Raw genomic sequence first — 19867 nt, forward strand, 5'->3', positions numbered from 1 at the left:
CCCCGGCCCCGGGCCCGGCCCCGCTGACGGTGCGCCCGCCCGCCCGCGTCCGCGCCGCTCGGGTCGCTCGGTCTTCCAGCGGATCATGCGAGCGGCCGCGGTGTTCGGCGTGGTCTGTCTCGGGGCGATCGGGGGCGGCGTGCTGCTGGATCTCGCTGGCGATCCCCAACCAAAGGCGCAAGCCAAGACTCCACCCAAGCCCACCATTGGCAGCCGCGCCCCGCTCGACGCCGCACACACCAGCCCCGAAGACTGCGCCAGCTGTCACCCCCGCCAGACCGCCGAGTGGAAGCGCTCGGTGATGGGCCACTCGGCCAAGAGCCCGCTGTTTCAGGCGCTGGAGATCTTGATCGAAGAGCAGGCCGGGCGCAGCGACACCTGCCCCGGCGGCGCGGGGATCCTGCGCAACCAAGATCCGCGCACGGCCTGCCGCGACCCCGAGACCAACATTGCGATCACCGGTTCGGGCGGCGAGCTGTGGTGCGCCAACTGTCACACGCCGCGCGAGAACCTTGGCGCGGTGCTGCCCGCGTGGGACGGCCTCGCGTCGAGCTCGACCACCCGCCAACCGCTGCGGGACCTGCAGCCGCCAAGCACGACCGAGGGGATCGACTGCGGGTTTTGTCATCAGGTCCACGGTCCGGTCCGGATCGGCAGCGAGCGCGCGGGCTTTTACGAGGGCAACCCCAGCTGGTTGTCCACGGTCACGGGCCAAGTCTTCGCAATGCGGCCCGAGGATCGAGCGGGCCTGGCTGGCATCGCCAACAGCGGCTACTCGCTCGATCCGGCCGAGCTGCTCGTCGACGCCCCCGGTCGCCCAGACGCCCCGCTGGTGCCCGGTGGCGTCCACCGCCGACCCAGCGACGAGGCCCGCGCGTACCTGCGCTCGAGCCAATTTTGCGGCGCTTGTCACGACGTGCGCTTGTTCGGCACCGACGCGATCGCAGGCCCAAGTCGCGGCGAGCACTTCAGGCGACTGCGCAACGCGTACACCGAGTGGGCCAATTGGGCCGACCTCGAGCAACGCGCGGGGCGTGAACCGGCCGACTGCCAAGATTGCCACATGAGCAGCTTTCCGGGCGTGTGCGTGAGCGGGGATGCACCGGCCCCGGTGGGCGGCGAGCCCGATATTAGCGCGCTGCGTCGCGGCTGCCCGCCCGGCACCCACTTCGAGTCGCGCGCTCCCGGTGAGCTCCCGCGGCTGCGCGTGGCGGCGGGGTCCGGCGAGCCCCGCGATGTCTCGACCCACTATTTTTCAGGCGTCGACATTCCGCTGACCCCGGAGTTCGACGATCACTATATTGATCAGCCCGAGCTGGACGCGGCCGGGATCCCGCTTGGCGGGGATCAACGCCGCGACCTGCTGCTTGGCCGCAGCTTTCGGTTCGAGCTTGGCGACCCCGTGCTGGTCCCCGGCGGCCGCAAGCTCGAGGTCCCCGTGCTGCTCGAGAACACCGGCGCGGGCCACAAGATCCCGGCTGGGTTCTCGCAAGAGCGCGAGTTTTGGGTTCACCTGCGGGTCACCGACGCCGCGGGCCAGCTCGTGTACGAGGTCGGCCGGGTCGATCGCGGCGACGAAGATCTGCGCGACAAGCTGTTCGTCGCCGTCAACGTCAGCGATCGGCTCGTGGACCAAGAGGGCCGGCCGCTCGGGATGTTTGGCGCGGACGTGCGCGATGGACCCGACGTCCCGCAGTGGCAAGCGCTGGACGGCGGCGGCGAGCTCGACCCGGCCACGCAGTTTCGCGGGCGCGGGCTGATCAACCTCCAAAATGGGTTCTTGCGCTGCGTGCAGTGCATCGGCTTCATCGATCGCGCCGGCCGATGCCTGCCCCGCGACGCCAGCCAAGAGCTGCACCGCGCGGCCCGGTTTGACGACGCCCCCTTCGACATCGACACCGGCGAGTGCAAGTCCAACTTGTTCGGCGCCGAGGCCCTGTTCGAGACCTACTTCCCGGTTGGCTCGCTCGACGCGACCCGCGGCGTGGTCAAGGGGCCCGACGCGATCATCGATCTGCGCTCGGCCCCGCCCGGGGTGCCGATGAGCTGGATCTATGATCTGCAGATCTCGGGCTTTCAGGCGCCATTTCAGATCGAGGCGCGGCTCTTGTTCCGATCGTTCCCGCCATTTTTGATCAAGGCCTTCGCCGACTACGAGGCCCGCCAGGCCGCGGCGGGGCTGCGCCCCAGCGGTCCGCTGGTCACTCCCGAGATGCTCGACAAGCTCGAGGTCGTCGAGATCGCTACGCACACCCGGACGATCTCCGCACCCTGACCATGTCCACGACCTGGCCCGACTCGCTGTTCACGGCGCCGATCCTGCGCGGTCTCGATCCCGCCGGGCGCCGGGCCGTCGAGAACGCCGGGCGCCTGCACAAATACGAGGCGGGTCAGCGGGTGTTCGCGGTCGACGAGCTCGGTGACAGCTTCTTCGTCGTCGATCGCGGCGAGGTCGAGCTGCGCGCCCACACCCGCCGGGGCTTTGACGAGTCGGTCCGGCTGCGGGTCGCTCGAGCTGGCGAGACCTTCGGCGAGGAGTCCACGCTCCCTGGCGCCCGCCGCCGCGCCGACGCGATCACCAAGACCCCCGTGCAGCTCGCAGAGATCCCCGCGGCGCTGTTTCAGCGGGCGCTTGGCCGCAGCGGCGGCGACGTCCGCGAGGCCCCGGAGCAACGCCTGCTTCGGCGCCGCGCGACCGCGGATCTGCTGCGCCAAGTCAGCCTCGCCGAGGCCCTGCCCGAGACCGACTTCGAGCTGCTGCTCGACGCCGCCGAACACCGGGAGCTGCGGCGGGGCGAGCGGGTCTACGCGGCGGGCGACATCAGCGACGGCCTGTACTTGATCGCCCACGGGCTCGTGCAATTGCAGACCGAGGAGCCCGACGGCGGCGTCATCGTCCGCGCGTACCTGTCCGACGGCGACTTCTTTGGCGACACCGAGCTGCTCGACGGTGAGCGACGCAGCCTGTTCGCGGTCGCCACGGGCGAGAGCCACCTGCTGTTGATCCCGCCCAAGGCGTTTCGCAGCCTGGTCGATCGCAACCCCGACGTGATCCCGCGCCTGCGACGGATCTCGGCGTCCCGCGAGGCCCGGCAAGCCGCGACGGTGGAGGCCTCGCCGCACACAACCCGCCACGTGTTCGCGGATCTGTACCGCATGCAGATGGCGCGCTCGCTGCTGACGATCGATCAAGACGCGTGCGTTCGCTGTGGTCACTGCGCCTGGAGCTGCGAGCAAGTCCACGGGGTCGCGCGGCTGGTCCGGCGCGGCGACAAGGTCGTGACCTCACTGCGGGTGCTCGACGGCGGCGCGGGGGCGCGCGAGCTGCTGCTGCCCAACTCTTGCCAGCACTGCAAGAACCCGGTGTGCATGATCGACTGCCCGACCGGCGCGATCGGTCGGGATCCCCAGGGTGAGGTGTTCATCCGCGAGGATCTGTGCACGGGCTGCGGCAACTGTGCGAAGGCGTGCCCGTGGGAGAACATTCGCATGGCGCCGCGCACGATCGCGGCGGGCAAGCCAGCCCACGATCAGTTCGCGCCCAGCCTGATCGCCGCCGCCGAGCGTCGCTCGCTCAGCCTCGAGTCGATGTTTCCCGAGGTCGCGACCAAGTGTGATCTGTGCCGCGACTACGAGGCCCCCGCGTGCGTGCAGTCGTGTCCAACCGAGGCGATCATCCGGCTCGAGCCCGAGCGCGACTTCGCCGAGGTCGCGTCGATGCTCAACCTCGCAGATGCCGGGCCAAGCTCGCGGCGGCTGGTGATCCCCTGGGGTGGCTTGGTCGTCGCCCTCGCGGCGGCGGCGGGGCTCTCGCTGGTGATCGCGGGGGTTGGTCTGGCGGCCCGCGGGCTGTTGTCCCCCGCGGCCGGGCCTGGGCTGCTCGCCGGGATCTTCGCCGCGCTCGCGATGCTGGGCTTGGTCGCGCACGCGCTGCCCAAGCGGCTGATCAAGACGTGGATGCGACCCAAGCAGCGGCGGGCCAACGCGCGGGCGCTCGTCGACGACAAGCCGGCCCCCATCACCCGCTCGAAGCTCCGCCCGTACTACTTGGGCCACCTGAGCCTTGGCCTGCTCCTGCCCGGGCTGGTGCTGACCCACACTGGCCTGTCGCTGCCGGCCAACGCGGCGGGGACCCTGGCGATCCTGAGCTGGATGACGCTGGGGCTCGGCATGTTTGGCGGGGCTTGCTATGCGCTGATCCCCTCGCGGTTGACCAAGCTCGAGCGCGGTGGGGCGCTGCCCGAGGATCTGGCCCGCGAGCGCGAATTGTTGCTGGATCGGCTGCAGCGCGAGCTGTCGGGCAAGTCCGCCGTGCTCAAGCAGATCGTCGCGCAGCAGCTGCTGCCGTGGGCCCGGGCACCGCTCGGATCCCTGGAGCTCGTGGCATCGGGGCGGGATCTGGGCGCGACGCGAGCGGTGCTGCGCGAGCGCGTGGAAGCCAGCTTGCCGGCCGAGCTGCGCCGCGATGGCGGCCGCCCCCACGCGCGCGAGCAGGCGCTGGCTGGCCTCGAACCGCTGCTGCGTACCTGCGTCGAGCTGCGCGCGCTCCCGGCCCGACGGCTGCTCACCGCGTTGCTGCGCGGGTGGTTGGGCCCACACGTGGTGCTGACCGGTGCGCTGCTGCTCGCGCTGATCGTCCATGTCCTCTCGGTCACGCTCTTCGCTGGGTGAATTTTTAAATGCCAACCCGCGAACAGCCCCCCGCACAGACCCCCGCGCCCGCGCTTGTTCGGCTGCCCCAGAGCGTCCGCGGCCGCCGACGCAGCGCGCCAAAGATCGAGCGCAGCTCCGACGTCACGCGCACCCGCGGGTGGTTGGTTGGCAGCCTGACCGGTGCGCTTGGGTTGGCGGCGGCGCTGATCATCACGCCGGGCGACCCAACCACCACCAGCGGCCGCGCGATCTCGCGACCGCATCGGCTCGCCGGGCTCGAGTGCGGCAGCTGCCACGGCGACTCCCGACCGGGACCGGCGACGCCCGAGCACGATCCGGCCAGCGCCTGCGTCGACTGCCACACCAACCAGCGCTCGCAGCGGGCGCCCCACGCCGCCCTGCTCGCCAACCAGAGCATGCGCTGCACGACCTGCCATCAGATCCACACGGCGATGGGCGGCGTCGCGTTCGTGCCGGGTGAGCCGGCGATCCGCTGGCGCAACGGCAGCGAGGGCCCGCTCCCGCAGCTCGAGCCGATCGGCGAGCAGGGCTGGACGGGGCGCGAGTCAGCCAGCGTCGCGTTGGTCGAGCTCTCGGCCTGCTCGACCTGTCACGACCCCAAGCGCGCCGACGATCCCATGGCTCACTGCGCGCTGGGTGATCGTCGCGGACCAACCGACGCGGCCGTGTGCTTCGACGAACACACGCCGCTGCTGGTCGCCGCGGGCACCGAGCGCGCGGCCCTGTGGGAGCTCAGCCGCGAAGCCGCCGCGATCGAAGCTCCAACCGACATCGCGCCGTCGAGCCGGGGCTGGCTGGCGCCGCTTTGGTGGCTGAGCGCGAGCTTGGGCGCGGGCGGCCTGGGCTTGGTCGCGGCGCGGCTGTGGGCGCGCCGACGCGACCGTCAGCAACTAGCGACGCTGGCCAAGCTCGCCCAGGATCAAGCCGGCACCCAGGCCGACGCCTCGCTGCGCCCGGCCGCGCGTCGTCGGCTCCCCACGATCGACACGACCACCTGCATCGGCTGCAGCGCCTGCGTCGACGCCTGCCCCTACGACGTGCTGGAGATGCGGGCCTACGTCGCGGTCGTGACCAAGCCCGATGACTGCTGCGGGCTCACGCTGTGCGAGCAACGCTGCCCGAACGGCTCGCTGGTCATCAGTGAGGGCGAGCGCATCGCCGACCTCCCCCGCATCGACGACGCGCTCGCGGCCACTGGTGCCCCGGGGGTTCACCTCGCGGGCGACATCACGGGGCTCCCGCTGATCCGCAACGCGATCAACCAAGGCGCCCACGCGGTCGCGGCGATCGCTGCGTCCTTGCCCGGCAGCCAACGCGGCGGCGAGGCGCTCGACCTGATCATCGTTGGCGCCGGCCCAGCGGGGATCAGCGCCGCGCTCGAGGCCGAGCAGCAGCGCCTGCGCTACGTCGTGCTCGAGCAGGCAACCGCGGCCCAGAGCATCCGCAGCTTCCCGCGCGGCAAGCTGGTCTTCGATCAACCGCTGGGCATGCCGATGGTCGGCGAGCTGTGGCTGCGCGAGTCAACCAAGGAGGAGCTGCTTGGCAAGTGGCTGCGGATCATTCGTAGCCACGAGCTGCAGATCCGCGAGGGCGTGCGCGTGCACGGCTGCGAGCAGCTTGGCGGCGGGCGCCTGCGCGTGCTCGCCAGCGGTCCAGAGGGCGAAGCCATGCACTTCGACGCCGCGCGGGTGCTGCTCGCGTTTGGGCGGCGCGGCTCCCCCCGCATGCTCGACGCGCCGATCGCCGACGCGATGCTCGACCACGTGCACTACACCCTCGCCGACGCGCGCAGCTTCGCGGGTCGCACGGTCTGTGTGGTTGGGCTTGGCGACGTCGCCATGGAGGCCGCGATCGGGCTGGCCAACCAACCCGACACGCGGGTCACGATCAGCTACCGCGGAGCCGACTTCACCCGCGGCAAGCGACGCAACGTCGACGAGCTGCGCCGCCTGATCCAAGCGGGCCGGGTCGAGATGCTGTGGCGCACCGAGGTCGTCCGCGTCGAGGCCGGTCGCGTGCAGCTGAAGCAGCTCGGCCCCACGAGCGAGCGAGCCCCGTTCGTGATCCGCGAGGTCGACTCGGTGTTCGTGCTGATCGGCAACATCGCGCCGACCAAGCTGCTCGACGCGTTTGGCGTGGGGACGATCGGCAGCGGATGACCGCTACGGGATCGCGCGCATCAGCGGCTGGGTCTTGCGAGCGCCCATCGCGACCTTGTGCTCGCCATCGAGCGCAGCCTGGGCCCACACCATGGCGTCGGCGCGCTCGTTGAAGAACCCGTAGGGGACCGCGGGCGGCTGCAACGCGTACAGCGCCCGCACCCGCTCGCGCGTCATCGTGCCAGTCACGAACGCGATCCCGCGGTGCAGTTGACCGATCGCCTGGGCGCGGCTGAGCTGCCACCGCTGGCTTGGCACCTCGACGACCCCAAGGCCCGGCGCGCTGCCATCGACCACCATCGCGAAGGGCTTGCCCCTCGCGAGGTTCGCGTCGAGGCTGCGCAGGTAACTAGCGAACTCATCCTCGCCAAGGCGTCCACCGAGCACGAACACTGACACCATGGGACTCACTGTCGACATGCCTTCATGCATGACACGTTTTACAAAAAGTGTATAGAAAATTCGCGAGCGCGGATCCACCCGAAATTCGACGAGGAGACCGCTACCTACCAGTTTCCCCCAGTGGGACGGCCACCTACAAATGAGCGTACTTAAGTCCAATTGATGTTATCACCAGTCCCGAAAATGGTTGATTTCCCCCACCCAGAGTTCGGTTCGTCGCGATGCTTTGTCATACCGACCACATCTTTCCAATGGATGTTGGATATTTGAGAAGTATGTCAGCCCACCAAGTCGGCACGTCGGCGGGGCGAATCGCCCCAGGGTGCTGGGGCTGGACCCACCCGACCCAAAGATCTCTCGCACGCGAGCAGATCTCCCCTGCCCCGATCGCACGCGAAACTTGCGCGGCGCAGCGCTCGCTTGTCGGGCCCCGACCAAGGCGATACACCCCCGGCGATGCGCCCGTGGGAGACCCTCGCCGAGGCTGACGCGCCCGATCGACAGCGCCTCGAGCTGCGTCGCCGCGGCCACGAGTACTTGATCCGCGCGGGGGGCTGGGATCTGATGTCCAGCCGCGACGATGACTCGGCTCGGGCGCTCGCGACTGTCGGCTGCGGGGCGCTGTCCAAGCGCGCTGGCGTGCGCGTGCTGATCGGTGGGCTTGGCATGGGCTACTCGCTCGCGGCGGCGTGCGAGCTGCTCGATCCCGACGCGGAGATCGAGGTCGCCGAGCTGGTCCCGGCGATCGTCGAGTGGAACCGGGGGCTGATCGCGGAGCTCGCGGGTCGGCCGCTCGATGATCCTCGCGTCCGGGTCTACCAGGGCGACGTCGTCACGCGGATCGAGCAGGTCCGCGATCACTTCGACGCGATCCTGCTCGACGTCGACAACGGACCCGACCCGCTCGCCCATGATCACAACGCCCGACTGTATGGCGACGCGGGGCTGCGCGCGGCTCATCGGGCGCTGCGAAAGGCGGGGGTCCACGCGGTGTGGTCGTACTCGGACGCCGGCAACTTCGCGCGAAAGCTTGGCCGCGCGGGGTTTGAGGCTTCTGTGCACCCGGTTGCGAACCATGGGCGTGATCGCGGTCGCACCCACGCGATCTGGCTTGGGCGGAAGCGTTAGCAGGGTCGCTCGGGAGCACGGCGTCGGACCTGCTCGCCGAGCGAGCTCGGTCTCTGCGTTCATTGCCGCACCTCGCCTGTGTCGGCTGGGACACCCCCTTCGGGAGCCCGACCTTCACACCGGGCAGCCTCGCGTAGTCGGGCCCACATCGCTGGCACATGCTCGGCGATCGTCCACGCATCGAGGCGCACGAGCGCCTCGAACCGCGACAGGGGCAGCGTGCAGCTCGAGCCCTCGCCTTGGTGCTCATGCGTCAGAGTGACCGAACAGATCATTGGCTCGTGCCGCAGCTCGAGTGTCTCGCCCCACGCCTCGACCCGCTCCGTGTCCACGCTCGAGTCGCCAGCCTGCACGGCCGCGCGGTCGAGCTCCCGCAGCAGGGTGCTCCAGTCGCCGCCGCCGGTGTTCCACGTCTGCTTGCTCGTGCCCGATACCAAGCTCACGAATTGACTGGAATCAGCTCCCGGATCGAGCCGCCCCGGCACCAGCAGCTGGCGGAGCTCGTCGACGCACGCACCCGCGAGCTGTCCCCCCCCAGACGAGATCGCCGTGGCCGTAGCGCAGTGGGTGTGCCTCGTCGTCCGGGCCGCACGGCCGGGTCTACGTTCATGGACTTCAAACGCGCCTGGCGGCTGTCAACGCGCTGAGGATCGAGCGCGACATGCTGACCCAGCGGGGTCGCCACGCAGACACAGCGGACGTCGGTCGCCTGCAAGTCGATCTCTACGAACGCTCGAGCGCACAGAAGATATGGCATCGACATCCGCTTGGGTGAGCTCAGTAGCGTCACCCTCGAAGGCATGAAGGCAACGGTCAGGGCCACCAAACGAGTCGTTAGGACACCACAGGCTGCCATGTCTGAATTTGAGGTGGATCTCCTCAAACTGCATCCAGATGCCGTATCGGTCGATTTTTTCGACGTGTCGATCGGGTATGCTCTGCCCGAGGAGAACCCCCCGACCGTGATCGAGCCAAGTGTGATCCTGCGCTACGCGCTGACATTCGTTCACAACGGGGAACAGCCGATGGTTTCGCGAAGCGAAGCAGTGAGTCTGTCGCTGGTGTCGCCGCTGCTACATCCACTCTCGCTGTCGGCTCGGGGATCCACCCCCGCACCCGGTGATGCCCGACATGATCCATAGGGGGGCCGGGGTCCTGACGGCCCCGCTGCTGCTCATGCTCGTCGGTTGTCTAGACACGACCGAACCGCCAGATGACGGGCCCTGTGAGTACGACCTCCAGGCTCTAGCATCCACGGATCCAACACCGTGGGGGGTCCCCGTCAGTGAGGAGCTGGCGAGACTCACGGGGCCCTATTCGGGGACGTGGACATGGTCTCCGAGCACCGAAGAGATCGACATCGAGAACGCAGACGCAGTGTTGGAGGCCGAGGCCACCTTCGAATTAGACGAGAGCAGCTACCGGATCAATCGCCACATCGGAGGAGGTGCTGGCGTGGCATGTGCTGGAGATGCCGTCCAAGCCGACGGCGTGCTCTCGTTCGCCGACTCCGATGGCGTGACGTTCGTGTCCATCCCCATCACCGTCGAGCGGACGAACGACCAGCCGGTCTATCAAGTCCAGACTCAGCTCTCGCCGATCTCCGTGTTCTCGTCGGGGCTCACCGAGCTGGTGGAAGTCAGCGAAACGTCAATCCGAGGGCTGATCAACTGGGGCCTCGAGGGGGAGTCGCTGCACGCGACCTTCGAGTACACGGGACAGACGATTGGACCAAGCGGCGGTCAGGGCTTCATTGTTAGCGTAGCGAAGTTCGAGTAGGAGGGCTTGGCCTGACCCGGGCGTTCTACGGGGTGATCTCGGAGGTCGAGATCGAGGTCAGCCAACCGGCGGCGGCAGCTCGTCGCAGGAGTCTTGAATGACCGACAGCGCCTGATCCAGCGCCTGCGACAGATCCCCCTGGCAGATGTCCCCCAGCACCCCATTGGGCGCGAGGTTGGTGAATTCATGCAGGCTCGGCGCAGCCGTCGCGCTGCCAAAGTTCGAGTTACAGCTACCATTTTGCGGACCGGCGATCGTCACGACCACGTAGCGATCTTCACCCTGGGCGAATTCGTCGAGCGCGAACTTGGTGTCGGCCGGCGAGGTCGTGGTGTTGATCGCGTCGTCGTCTTCGTCGGTCAGGATCACGATCACGAACAGCGACTGGTCCCCGCGATAGAACCCCTCGTTGACCCCACCCTGCGCTGACTTGGCGATGAACAGCTCGATCGCGTCGAGCGGCCGCTCTTTCCCAATGTCGCTACAATTATTGCACGAGCTCTTGGGCAGCGGCGCCGCGCAGCTGAACGTGTCGGACACGGTTGGCGCGGGGCCGTCGATCCACAGCTTGCCCTGCATGTCGCAGTTGGGCCACAGCCCGCCGCCGCCTTGGCCATCGTAGAGCGCGCCGTCCAAGCCAAAGGTTGACTGGCCCTCGAGGTTGTTGACGATCGATGAATTGGTCATACCCAGGCGATACCCGAGCGCCGCCGTCATCGGATCATTCACGTAGTCATCGAGCACCTGCACGAAGCTGGGAAAGTTCGCGTTGAGGTTGTCCTTCTCCGCGCTCATCGACGCCGAGATGTCGACGATGAACAGCACGTCGATGTACTGACAGCCTTCGTCACCGCCGGGCCCATCGTCGACGCCGGTATCTGACGGCAGCACGTCGAGCTTGGGCCCGCCGTCTCCGTCGCCGTCTCCATCACCGGGATCGCCGTCGCCGTCGCCGTCGCCGCTCGTGGGGCCAGATTCTTGGCCAGATCCTTGGGTCCCCGACTCGTCCGTGCTCGCGCCAAGGGTGACGCCCGCGTCGGCGCCGGTGAACACGCTGCTCTCGTCGTTGGTGTCAGGGGAACAGGCGAGCACAACGAGCGCGCAAGGGACGAGGAGTGATCGACGTGGCATGGGAGGCTCCGGCAGGCGTATTTGTACGATTCGTTGGCTTGGCGCGGGGGATTGTTGGAATTAAACAGCCGCGATTACGTGCGCACACGAATCCATGCCTGTGTGACACTATCTCGATGCGCCAGCTCCACTCCACATCAATCTGCGTCCTCATCGTCACGCTGGCATTTGGTGCTCTAGCCTGCAAAAAGAACGAGCCAACCGCGGCGCCAGAAGACGACACCTGGATGCCCGACGAGAGCCTCGAGCCTACGGCGACCCCGACCCCGGCCGCCGCCGCGCCGGAGCTGTCGGAGGAAGAGCGGCTCGAGCAAGCCAAGGCGCTCTACATCGAGGCCGAGCAAAAAGCGGCGGCCGAGGACTGGCCGGCGGCGGTCGAGCTCTATGAGCAAGCGTACTTCTTGGTCCCCGGCAAGCATGGGTTCGCGCTCAAGGTCGGGACCTCGGCCGACAAGGCTGGGGACTGCAAGAAGGCGACCCAGTACCTCGAGCACTTCGTGACCTACGCCGAGCCCGACAAGTACGGCGACGATCTGAAGCAGGCCAAGAAGATCCTCGCGGCCTTGAACAAGCAGGGCTGCGACTGACACCGCAGGCCGTTCTAGCGGCCGAACACGACCGACTCGCGGCGAAACATCCACGCGGTCAGCCACACGCAAGCGGCCGCGACCACCAGCGCGCTGAGCATGGGCAGCAGGTAGTCGAGCGCGGTCGCTGCCCCCCCGCCCAGCAGCTGCTCGACGACGATCTGCTGCCCAACACCGGGGATCAGCAGCGCGCCGATCGAGCGCTCGAGCCCGGTCATCATGCCGATCACCGCGGGCACCATGGGCACGAACACCAGCAGCGAGATGTAGGTCTGGGCCTCTTTGAACGAGCGCGCGAAGCTGGCGACGAGGACCTGCAGCGCCGCAGCCATCAGCGCCATCGGGGCGGCCGCGAGCAGCACGCCGAACAACGCGGGCACCCGCAGATCCAGGCTCAGGCCCAGATCGCGGACCGGCGTGTACTCGAGCACGGCCACGCACGCGACCAGCGTGAGGATCACGCAGCCCAGCGCAAACGCGACGGCGGCGAGCCACTTGCCAACTACGATCGCCGAGCGCGACACGGGATTGAGCAGCAGCGGTTCGAGCGAGCCGCGCTCGCGCTCGCCAGCGGTCGCGTCGACGGCGAGCTGCATCCCACCGATGAAGGTCGCCATCAGCACGAACATGGGCACGAACGCGAACACGCTCGCGGCCAGCTCTTGATCGCTGGCGACCTCGACCTCGGCGACGATCACGGGATGCATGACCTCGGGATCGATCCCACGCGCGAGCAAGCGCTGGCTGGCGAGCTCTTGGCCGTAGTAGCCGAGCAGCTTTTGTGCGTGGCCGATCGCGGCGCGGCTGTCATTGCGCGAGCCATCGACGATCAGCTCGATCTTCGCCGGGTTTCCCTCCGCAAGGCTGGCTGCGAAGCCCTCTGGGACGCTGACCACGAACGGCACCTCGCCGTCGCGCACGGCCTCGCGCGGGTGCTCGGGCGCGGCGACGACCTCGACGCCGTGCGCCTCGAGCCACTCGACGAGCTCGGGGGCCCGGTCCGCGGCCATGACCGGCATGGGTACGTCGGCGGCGTCGCGCTGCTTGTCAGCCATGAACCCAAACAGCAGGCCCGAGAGCAGCGGACCCAGCAGCGGGTAGAGCAGCGCCGAGAACAGCGCCCGACGATCGCGGACGCCGTCGAGCAGCTCTTTGCGCAGCACGATCCGAACCGCCGTCAGCCATCCGTTCATGGCGTTCATGGCGGTCATGATGGCGCCTCCGCGTGGGTCTGGGCCCGGTGATCGTCGATGCCGGTCAGCTCGACGAAGGCGTCCTCGAGATCCACGTGCCCGCTGAGCTCGCGCAGCTCGTCGGGGGTCCCGCGGGCGACCACGCGACCCCCAGCGACCAACACGATCACGTCGCACAGGGCCGAGACCTCTTGCATCACGTGGCTGGAGAACAGCACGCACTTGCCCTCGTCACGCAGCTCGCGGATCAGCTTGCGCACGGCCCGGGTGCTCATCACGTCGAGGCCGTTGGTCGGCTCGTCGAGGATCACGTTGTTGGGACCGTGGACGAGCGCCCGCGCCAGCGAGACCTTCATGCGCTCGCCCTGTGAGAAGCCGGCCGCGCGGCGATCCGCGATCCCGCCCATGTCCAGACGCTCGATCAGCGCGGCGATGCGCTGCTCGAGCGCGGCGCCGCGCAGGCCTTGCAGCTCACCGAAGTAGCGCACGTGCTCGCGGGCCGTCAGGCGCGGATACAGACCGTGGGCGTCGGGCAGCACGCCAACCTTGGCCTGGGCCCCGAGCGGGTCGGCGATGACGTTCACATCGTCGATCTGCACGGTCCCGGCGTCGGGCCGCATCAACCCATAGAGCAGCCGCAAGGTGGTTGTCTTGCCAGCCCCGTTGGGCCCGAGCAAGCCGGTGACGCGGCCGTCCTCGGCGCGCAGCGAGACCTCGTGGACCGCGGTGACGTCCCCAAACCGTTTGCGCAGGTGCTCGGCGACGATCATGTCAGGGCCTTTGCAGCAATTGACCTTGGGCGAGGATGCCCCCGATCGGTTCAACTGGTTCTGGTTTTGCTGGCGGGGCCGCGGGCACGGACACGCTCGCTTGCCACGGCCCATTCGGACCCAAGAACGCCCGCGGCCGGGTCAGCGCGTGGAGGCAGGCGGGATCGAGCCCGGCGGGATCCGGGTTGGCGAAGAAGCCGGCGATCAGCTGGGGCGCGCAGCCATGGTGCCACACCCCATGACTGACAGCCCCAACCTCGACGTGGCGCGCGTTGCTGAGCTGCGCTTCGACCTGGGCGCCGAACGCAGGCGGGGTCACGGGATCGTAGCGGCCCGACAACAGCAAGGTCGGGATCGAGGAGGCCACGGGCTGATGGAAGTCCGCGTTGATCGTTGCGTGGGGCCAGACCGCGCACGCTTGCTCGAGCTGCTCGAGGGCGTGATCGGTGAAGGTCTCGAGCCCGGCCGTGGCCGCGCGACGGGTGGCCTCGTTGACCGCCGCGAGCTGCTCGGCGCAGCTGACCGACAGGTACAGGCCCATGCTCATGGTCTTCGACGAGCTGGCCATGCGCAGGCCGACCGCGGCCAACGGGCCATAGTCACCCGCGTGCGCGCGCTCGATCAGCAGTGGCACCAGCGCCGTCGTGCTGCTGCTGTAGAGCGCCCCGGCCAGCACTTGCGTGAACCCGGCGGCGGTGATGTCAACCTGGACCTGCTCGCCCGTGCGCGGATGTTCGAGCCGCTCGAGCACGCGGTTTTGCTCGAGCTCGGTCAGGACCTGCGCCAGCTTGCGCTCGAGACCTGGGTAGGCGCCCGCGCACGCGGGTTGCTCGCGACAGTCGGCGAACACGAGCTGCATCGCCCGCTCGGTGTTGGCCGGCGTGCCAAGCAGCACCTGCTGATCGAGGGGCGCGACGCCGTCGAGCACCACGCTGCGGAGCTGGTCGGGGTAGCGCCGCATGTAGACCTGCGCGACCAGGCTGCCGTAGGAGATCGCTAGCAGGTTGATCGGCCCGTAGCCGAGCGCCGCGCGGACCTCCTCGAGATCCTCGACCATGCGATTTGTCGTGTACTGGGTGAGATCGATCTGATCGGCTTGATCGGCCGCGTAGCTGTCTAGGCAGGCCTGCAGCCGCGAGACCTCGAACACGCCGCCCAGCAGCTCCGAGAGATCTTCGGGATGCTCGACGTCACACGCGAGCGGCCCCGACTCGCCGGTGCCGCGGACGTCGACGAACACCATGTCGCGGTCACGACGGATCGCCCCGAACTTGTGCAGGATCATCCCGGCGAGCGACGCCGCGCCCTGCCCCGGACCCCCGGCCAGCAAGAACACCGGATCGCTAGCCGGCGTGCGCGTGGTCGCGGGCGCGACCAGGATCGCCAGCTCGATCGTCCGACCGTTGGGCGCGTCACGGTTCTCCTCGACGTGCAGGACCCCGCACTTGGCCTCGACCGAGGCCACGCCGCAGTCCGTGAGCTCGATGCTGGGTGCCGCGCGCGGCTGGTCGCCCGCGCTCGAGCCACACCCCGCCAGCGCCATGCCCAGAGCGAGCGTCGCGACGCGCCGAGTTCGTGCGGGCAGGCGCATGGACAGGCGACCGTACCACGCCATCAGCGTCACGCTGACAGCTCGAAGTCCGCCCGACATCCCCCGCTTGGACCCGCGCGCGTTCGGCTTGGTTTCCCGACCGGCCAGGCGTGTGCGCGGCTCCACACCCGCTGACAACAATGGTACCCAGCGCCTGCCCATGTCCGATCCGAGCTATCTCGCGGCGCTCGAGTTCCTCGCCACGCTGCTGCCAGAGCTCGCGGCATCCGAGGCTGCGCAGCCTGTCCGGCCGCCGGTGCCGCTCGATCGCGCACAGGCGCTGGTCCCCCCGCTTGGCGCGAAGGCCCGCCCGCTGCCTGAAGTGCTGGCGTCACTGCGAGCGCTGGCCCTGAACACACCACTGACGACCACGCCGCAGTTCTTCAACCAGCTGTTTGGCGGCCGCGATCCGGCAGCCACGGCCGCCGACATGATCACCGCGCACCTCAATGTCTCGATGTACACCTACAAGGCCGCGGGGCCGCTGGTGTTGGTCGAGAACGCGCTGATCGAGCACATGCTGGCGATCGCGGGGTTCACGGCCGGCGAGGCCACGTTCACCAACGGGGGATCGCTGTCGAACCTGTTGGCTGTCGCGCTGGCCCGCAACGAGGCCCAGGCCCGGCGCGGTGACCCGGACCCGGACCCGGACCAGGCGGGCCAGTGGACGGGCAAGTGGGCGCTGTACACGTCGGCCGAGGCGCACTACTCGATGCCCAAGGCCGCGACGATCCTCGGGCTTGGCCGGGGTGCCGTCCGGGTGATCGAGATCGACGAGCAGGGCCGCATGATCCCGGCAGCGCTCGCCGCCCGCCTGCGCGCCGATCTTCAGGCCGGTGTCCGGCCCGTGCTGATCAACGCGACCCTGGGGACCACCGTGATGGGCGCCTTCGATCCGCTCGAGCCGATCGCCGAGATCGCCAACCAGCACGGGATCTGGCTCCACGCCGATGGCGCTCTGGGCGGCTCGCTGTTGCTGTCGCGCGAGCGCAGGGCCCAGCTGTTCGCCGGGCTCGAGCGCTGCGACTCGCTGACCTGGGACGCGCACAAGCTCATGGGTGTGCCGCTGACCTGCTCGGCCTTGCTGCTGCGCGAGCCGGGGCTGCTCGATCGCCACCTTGGCGAAGACGCCCACTACCTATTTCAGACCGACGAAGACCAGCTCAACCCGGGGCTGCGCTCGATCCAATGCGGCCGACGCAACGACCCACTCAAGCTCTGGGCCGCGTGGCAGCACCACGGTGACGACGGCTACGACGCCCGCTTCGCCCAGCTGTTTGCCCTGCGCGATCACGTCGTCGCGCGGATCGATGCCCACCCAGACCTCCGCATGAGCCACGCGCCGCAGAGCCTCAACGTGTGCTTCGAGATGGACGGCGTGTCGAGCGAGCAGCTGTGCCTTCAGCTCAACCAGCGCGGCCTCGCGGTGGTCGGCTACGGCCGCGTGAACGGGCGCGACACGATCCGCTTGGTCATCGCGAACCCCGCGCAGACGAGCGCCGTGCTCGACCAGTTCCTCGAAGATCTCGTCGCCACGGGCAGCGAGCTGCGCCGCGCCAGCAGCTGACTCTCGCCCCGAGATGTGGGCCCGCCCGACTGCTCTCGTGAGATTGACTACATAAAAGACAACCACGCGCGGTGACCCGAATGGTCACCTCGCGCATTGGCCAATGTGGAGACCGCGTTTCACCCGCAGGCTCATGAAGTGGCTGAGGTAGGTCTAGCGACTACCTTACTGACCTCTGGTGCCAGACTGTTCTAGTACAGTTTGGCCCCGCTACTATTGATTAGAACATTGGCCTTTCGGCCAATTGATGGCCTCATGACCGCACCAGAATGCCCCACTCCAGTATGGGGGTGGCCAGCATCTTCAAGCGTGGCTGTAGACGTGAGTCTTGGTTGTGTTATCTAGCGGGCGCCTTGAACTCCGATAACTCGGCGATTTCGCTGGAATTACGGACTTTGCGCACTCTCGGCATACATCCCCCCACAGCCGAACATTACAGCGGGGACAAACTGTCCCAAAATGCACCCACTGGCGAACGCGTGGTCCACGTGAATTCACCCGAGCTCCAAACTGGGGTTGGCAGCCCCCAAGCTGATTGCCCTTGCCTCTCAGGTCGCGCGATGCACGCAAACCAAACAGTCGCCATTCTCGACGTCGACGGGACCCTGTTCCCCGGCGCGTTGGGGGTCGAGCTGCTGCGCGAGCTCATGCGCGCGAAGGCATGCAACATGGCACCCGCCGAGCGAGTGCTCGAGATCCTCGCGGGGCACAGGGGCGGGACGATCGAGTTCTCGAGCATGGCCTCGCGCGCCTACGGGGCGTTCGCAGAGGCGCTCGCCGGGCGCGAGTGCGCAGTGATCGAGGCCCACGCCCGCGCAGTCTGGGCGGTCCAGCGCGAGCGCCTGTTCGAGTTTGTGCCTGCGTTGATCTCGAGCCTTCGCGCGCGCGGCTACTCGCTCATGCTGATCTCGGGCAGCCCGCTCGAGATGATCCGGCTGGTCGCCGATGGGCTCGCGATCGGCGAGGCCCATGGCGCGGTGTTTACCCGCGAGCACGGGCGCTACACGGGGACGATCGATCTGTCTTCGGGCGTGCCCGGCGAGAAGGCACGAATCTTCGCTGACGCGACCGTCGACCGTGGCCTGAGCCTGCGCCACTGCTTTGCGATCGGCGACTCGATCACCGACGCCGCGCTGTTCGAGCGCGTCGGGCTGGCGCTGGCCTTCGAGCCCGCGCCCGAGCTAGCGGAGATCGCCCACGAGCGCGGCTGGGCGACTGCGACGCAGACCAACGTGCTCGCGCAAGCGATCGCGCTGCTCGACTCCACCACCGCGCCTGTCCCCAACCCACGAGACCTTCCATGCTGACTTCTTCTTTGATGTCCGTTCGCGCCATACCCCCACGCCCCAGGCTCGACCAAGGTGTACTCGAAGCGCGAGACGTGCTCGCGCATCGGGTGCTGGACAGCATCAACGGCGACGGGGCGATCATTGGCGAATGCAAGAGCCGCGCGCTCGAATCGGCGCTGGCGCTGTGTCTGCTGCAGCGCCTGGACATGTACCCAGCCGCGCGCGAGCGCATCGTTGGCTACCTGCAAGGGCTTTGGTTTCACGACGACCTCGACCCTTTCCATCACGCGCTGACGGCCAGCGTGCTGGGCTGGGACGCCCGCATCACCCCGGCCGAGGCGGTCGACAACTACCTCGAGGGCTTCGAGCACTTCACCTCGGATCGCAAACGGATCTTGTTCACGGTCGTGCTGGGGGCGGTCAGCGGACTTCGGCTCGATCTGCCGCTGACCGAGCGAGACTTCGCCGCCAAGCCCCCGCACCAGCGCTGGGTGACCGTGCTGATGCGCGCGCTCAAGGTCCTGTACTTCGCTGGCCGTGGGGAGCCAGAGCGGATCAGCGACGAGGACGTGAGCACGCTGCTCGCAACCTTGGAGTTCGACGCCAACGGCACCTGGGAGCAGTACCTGCTCGGCCACTTGCTCACGCTGCTCGCCCTCAACGAGCTCCCGGCCCACGCCGCGATCGTCCGGCGCTCCGCCGCCGGGCTGCTTGGCCACCAGCGTGAGGACGGCGGGTTCTCGTTCATCACGCGCATGGAGATCTTTGCGACCGCGACCGCCGGGCTCGGCCTGGTTGGCGCGGGCCTCGACCCCCAGGGTCTGTACCCGGCCGCCGACTTTCTGGTTCGCCACCAGCAAGCCGACGGCGGCTGGGGCTACGCGCAGGGCGTCCGCCAGACCGACGTCGACGACACCGCGTACTGCGTCGAATTCCTGCGCGCGCTCGACCCGTTCCGCTACGGAGCGGCGCTCGCCCACGCAGAGCAATACATGCTCAGCATGCAGAACTCCGACGGCGGGTTTCCCACCTTCACCCGCGGGGCCAGCTCGGAGGTCGCGATGACAGCCGCGGTCCTCAACGCGCTCGCGCCCAGCAAGAATCGCTACCCAACGGTGTTCCGCCGCGGCGTCGAGTTCATCATCGCCGGCCAACACACCGACGGGACCTTCGAGCGCAGCTGGAGCTGTGCCCACTCGAACGCGATCTTCCGCTCGCTGCTGGCGATTCAGGCCCTGAACGTCGGCATGTCCGAGACCGACCGCACCGCCGCCGAGCGCCGGGCGTTGTCGTATCTGCGCCTCTCCCAGAATGAGAATGGTGGTTGGGGACACGTGATCGGCGATGATAGTGATCCCATTAGCAGTGCTTACGCGCTTATCACGCTAAGCCACTTCGACGCCGAATTCACGATTGGCCGAGGCGTCAACTACCTCGTTGACCAGCAACAATGTAATGGTGGCTACCTGTCGAGGCCCGATGGATCGGGACCGCGACCGATCGCCTACGACGTCCCTGTGCTCGCCGATCACTTTGCGCTCATTGCGCTAGATCACGTGGTCTCGACCCACCCCCACACGCTGTAGGTCGATCTACG

16 protein-coding genes are annotated in these 19867 nt (G+C 68.3%); 10 read left to right on the forward strand and 6 right to left on the reverse strand.

The features are described 5' to 3' along the window. The 3 genes from DB30_RS28505 to DB30_RS28515 all read left to right on the forward strand — a co-directional run. The coding region (locus tag DB30_RS28505) for a hypothetical protein (RefSeq protein ID WP_205633087.1) at nucleotides 1–2275 on the forward strand (2275 nt) is incomplete at its 5' end. Between the two features lie 2 nt (nucleotides 2276–2277). Then, the gene (locus tag DB30_RS28510) at nucleotides 2278–4671 is read left to right on the forward strand and encodes a cyclic nucleotide-binding domain-containing protein (RefSeq protein WP_052554831.1); all 2394 of its coding nucleotides are present in this window, start codon (nucleotides 2278–2280) and stop codon (nucleotides 4669–4671) included. Between the two features lie 8 nt (nucleotides 4672–4679). Next, entirely contained in the window at nucleotides 4680–6833 is a 2154-nt protein-coding gene (locus DB30_RS28515) for an NAD(P)-binding domain-containing protein (RefSeq protein WP_052554833.1), read from the forward strand. A gap of 3 nt (nucleotides 6834–6836) precedes the next feature. Here the strand turns inward: DB30_RS28515 and DB30_RS28520 are convergent, their stop codons facing one another. After that, nucleotides 6837–7253, reverse strand: coding sequence for a hypothetical protein (locus DB30_RS28520; RefSeq protein ID WP_146661000.1), 417 nt, complete (start codon nucleotides 7251–7253; stop codon nucleotides 6837–6839). A gap of 438 nt (nucleotides 7254–7691) precedes the next feature. Between DB30_RS28520 and DB30_RS28525 the strand changes: the two genes are divergently transcribed. Then, the gene (locus tag DB30_RS28525) at nucleotides 7692–8363 is read left to right on the forward strand and encodes a spermidine synthase family protein (protein ID WP_052554837.1); all 672 of its coding nucleotides are present in this window, start codon (nucleotides 7692–7694) and stop codon (nucleotides 8361–8363) included. A gap of 59 nt (nucleotides 8364–8422) precedes the next feature. Here the strand turns inward: DB30_RS28525 and DB30_RS28530 are convergent, their stop codons facing one another. Beyond that, on the reverse strand, nucleotides 8423–8806 hold the full coding sequence (locus tag DB30_RS28530; protein ID WP_052554839.1) for a hypothetical protein: 384 nt from the start codon (nucleotides 8804–8806) through the stop codon (nucleotides 8423–8425). Between the two features lie 411 nt (nucleotides 8807–9217). Between DB30_RS28530 and DB30_RS28535 the strand changes: the two genes are divergently transcribed. Together DB30_RS28535 and DB30_RS28540 are read left to right on the forward strand one after the other, a co-directional pair. Then, the gene (locus tag DB30_RS28535; RefSeq protein ID WP_165703988.1) at nucleotides 9218–9505 is read left to right on the forward strand and encodes a hypothetical protein; all 288 of its coding nucleotides are present in this window, start codon (nucleotides 9218–9220) and stop codon (nucleotides 9503–9505) included. Next, on the forward strand, nucleotides 9495–10142 hold the full coding sequence (locus DB30_RS28540) for a hypothetical protein (protein ID WP_146661004.1): 648 nt from the start codon (nucleotides 9495–9497) through the stop codon (nucleotides 10140–10142). Before DB30_RS28535 ends, DB30_RS28540 begins: the two co-directional genes overlap by 11 nt. A 57-nt stretch (nucleotides 10143–10199) precedes the next feature. Here DB30_RS28540 and DB30_RS28545 read toward each other — a convergent pair whose 3' ends face one another. Further along, the gene (locus tag DB30_RS28545; RefSeq protein ID WP_146661005.1) at nucleotides 10200–11273 is read right to left on the reverse strand and encodes a hypothetical protein; all 1074 of its coding nucleotides are present in this window, start codon (nucleotides 11271–11273) and stop codon (nucleotides 10200–10202) included. A 116-nt stretch (nucleotides 11274–11389) separates the two neighbouring features. On the opposite strand from DB30_RS28545, the gene DB30_RS28550 reads away from it, so the two are divergent. Further along, nucleotides 11390–11860: a hypothetical protein gene (locus DB30_RS28550; RefSeq protein ID WP_052554845.1), complete on the forward strand. Its 471-nt coding sequence runs from the start codon at nucleotides 11390–11392 to the stop codon at nucleotides 11858–11860. A gap of 14 nt (nucleotides 11861–11874) precedes the next feature. On the opposite strand, the gene DB30_RS28555 is transcribed toward DB30_RS28550, so the two are convergent. The 3 genes from DB30_RS28555 to DB30_RS28565 are packed head-to-tail and all read right to left on the reverse strand — an operon-like array spanning nucleotide 11875 to nucleotide 15414. Continuing rightward, nucleotides 11875–13071, reverse strand: a complete 1197-nt coding sequence (locus DB30_RS28555; protein WP_052554847.1) for an ABC transporter permease — start codon at nucleotides 13069–13071, stop codon at nucleotides 11875–11877. Further along, entirely contained in the window at nucleotides 13068–13823 is a 756-nt protein-coding gene (locus DB30_RS28560; RefSeq protein WP_052554850.1) for an ABC transporter ATP-binding protein, read from the reverse strand. The genes DB30_RS28555 and DB30_RS28560 overlap by 4 nt, the downstream gene beginning before the upstream one ends. A gap of 1 nt (nucleotide 13824) precedes the next feature. Next, nucleotides 13825–15414 carry an alpha/beta hydrolase gene (locus DB30_RS28565; RefSeq protein WP_165703989.1) on the reverse strand — a complete coding sequence of 530 codons (1590 nt, stop codon included), beginning with the start codon at nucleotides 15412–15414 and terminating at the stop codon, nucleotides 13825–13827. Between the two features lie 160 nt (nucleotides 15415–15574). Here DB30_RS28565 and DB30_RS28570 point away from each other — a divergent pair, with 160 nt between their 5' ends. From DB30_RS28570 to DB30_RS28580, 3 genes are all read left to right on the forward strand, one after another. After that, a complete protein-coding gene (locus DB30_RS28570) occupies nucleotides 15575–16981 on the forward strand; it encodes a pyridoxal phosphate-dependent decarboxylase family protein (RefSeq protein WP_052554854.1) in 1407 nt (468 codons plus the stop codon). Nucleotides 16982–17541: 560 nt separating this feature from the next. Then, nucleotides 17542–18288: an HAD family hydrolase gene (locus tag DB30_RS28575; RefSeq protein WP_052554857.1), complete on the forward strand. Its 747-nt coding sequence runs from the start codon at nucleotides 17542–17544 to the stop codon at nucleotides 18286–18288. A 74-nt stretch (nucleotides 18289–18362) separates the two neighbouring features. Continuing rightward, nucleotides 18363–19856 (forward strand): prenyltransferase/squalene oxidase repeat-containing protein, encoded by a 1494-nt coding sequence (locus DB30_RS28580; RefSeq protein ID WP_052554859.1) that lies wholly within the window; start codon nucleotides 18363–18365, stop codon nucleotides 19854–19856. Nucleotides 19857–19867: the final 11 nt, after the last annotated feature.

It is taken from the genome of Enhygromyxa salina (assembly GCF_000737335.2).
GTDB lineage: Bacteria > Myxococcota_A > Polyangia > Nannocystales > Nannocystaceae > Plesiocystis > Plesiocystis salina_C.

What these genes read in the sequence shown, in the direction of transcription:
- DB30_RS28510 (WP_052554831.1), top strand. Translation starts at nt 2,278, where the DNA reads ATGTCCACGACCTGGCCCGACTCGCTGTTCACGGCGCCGATCCTGCGC.
- DB30_RS28515 (WP_052554833.1), top strand. Translation starts at nt 4,680, where the DNA reads ATGCCAACCCGCGAACAGCCCCCCGCACAGACCCCCGCGCCCGCGCTT.
- DB30_RS28520 (WP_146661000.1), bottom strand. Translation starts at nt 7,253, where the DNA reads ATGTCGACAGTGAGTCCCATGGTGTCAGTGTTCGTGCTCGGTGGACGC.
- DB30_RS28525 (WP_052554837.1), top strand. Translation starts at nt 7,692, where the DNA reads ATGCGCCCGTGGGAGACCCTCGCCGAGGCTGACGCGCCCGATCGACAG.
- DB30_RS28535 (WP_165703988.1), top strand. Translation starts at nt 9,218, where the DNA reads ATGTCTGAATTTGAGGTGGATCTCCTCAAACTGCATCCAGATGCCGTA.
- DB30_RS28540 (WP_146661004.1), top strand. Translation starts at nt 9,495, where the DNA reads ATGATCCATAGGGGGGCCGGGGTCCTGACGGCCCCGCTGCTGCTCATG.
- DB30_RS28545 (WP_146661005.1), bottom strand. Translation starts at nt 11,273, where the DNA reads ATGCCACGTCGATCACTCCTCGTCCCTTGCGCGCTCGTTGTGCTCGCC.
- DB30_RS28550 (WP_052554845.1), top strand. Translation starts at nt 11,390, where the DNA reads ATGCGCCAGCTCCACTCCACATCAATCTGCGTCCTCATCGTCACGCTG.
- DB30_RS28555 (WP_052554847.1), bottom strand. Translation starts at nt 13,071, where the DNA reads ATGACCGCCATGAACGCCATGAACGGATGGCTGACGGCGGTTCGGATC.
- DB30_RS28560 (WP_052554850.1), bottom strand. Translation starts at nt 13,823, where the DNA reads ATGATCGTCGCCGAGCACCTGCGCAAACGGTTTGGGGACGTCACCGCG.
- DB30_RS28565 (WP_165703989.1), bottom strand. Translation starts at nt 15,414, where the DNA reads ATGCGCCTGCCCGCACGAACTCGGCGCGTCGCGACGCTCGCTCTGGGC.
- DB30_RS28570 (WP_052554854.1), top strand. Translation starts at nt 15,575, where the DNA reads ATGTCCGATCCGAGCTATCTCGCGGCGCTCGAGTTCCTCGCCACGCTG.
- DB30_RS28575 (WP_052554857.1), top strand. Translation starts at nt 17,542, where the DNA reads ATGCACGCAAACCAAACAGTCGCCATTCTCGACGTCGACGGGACCCTG.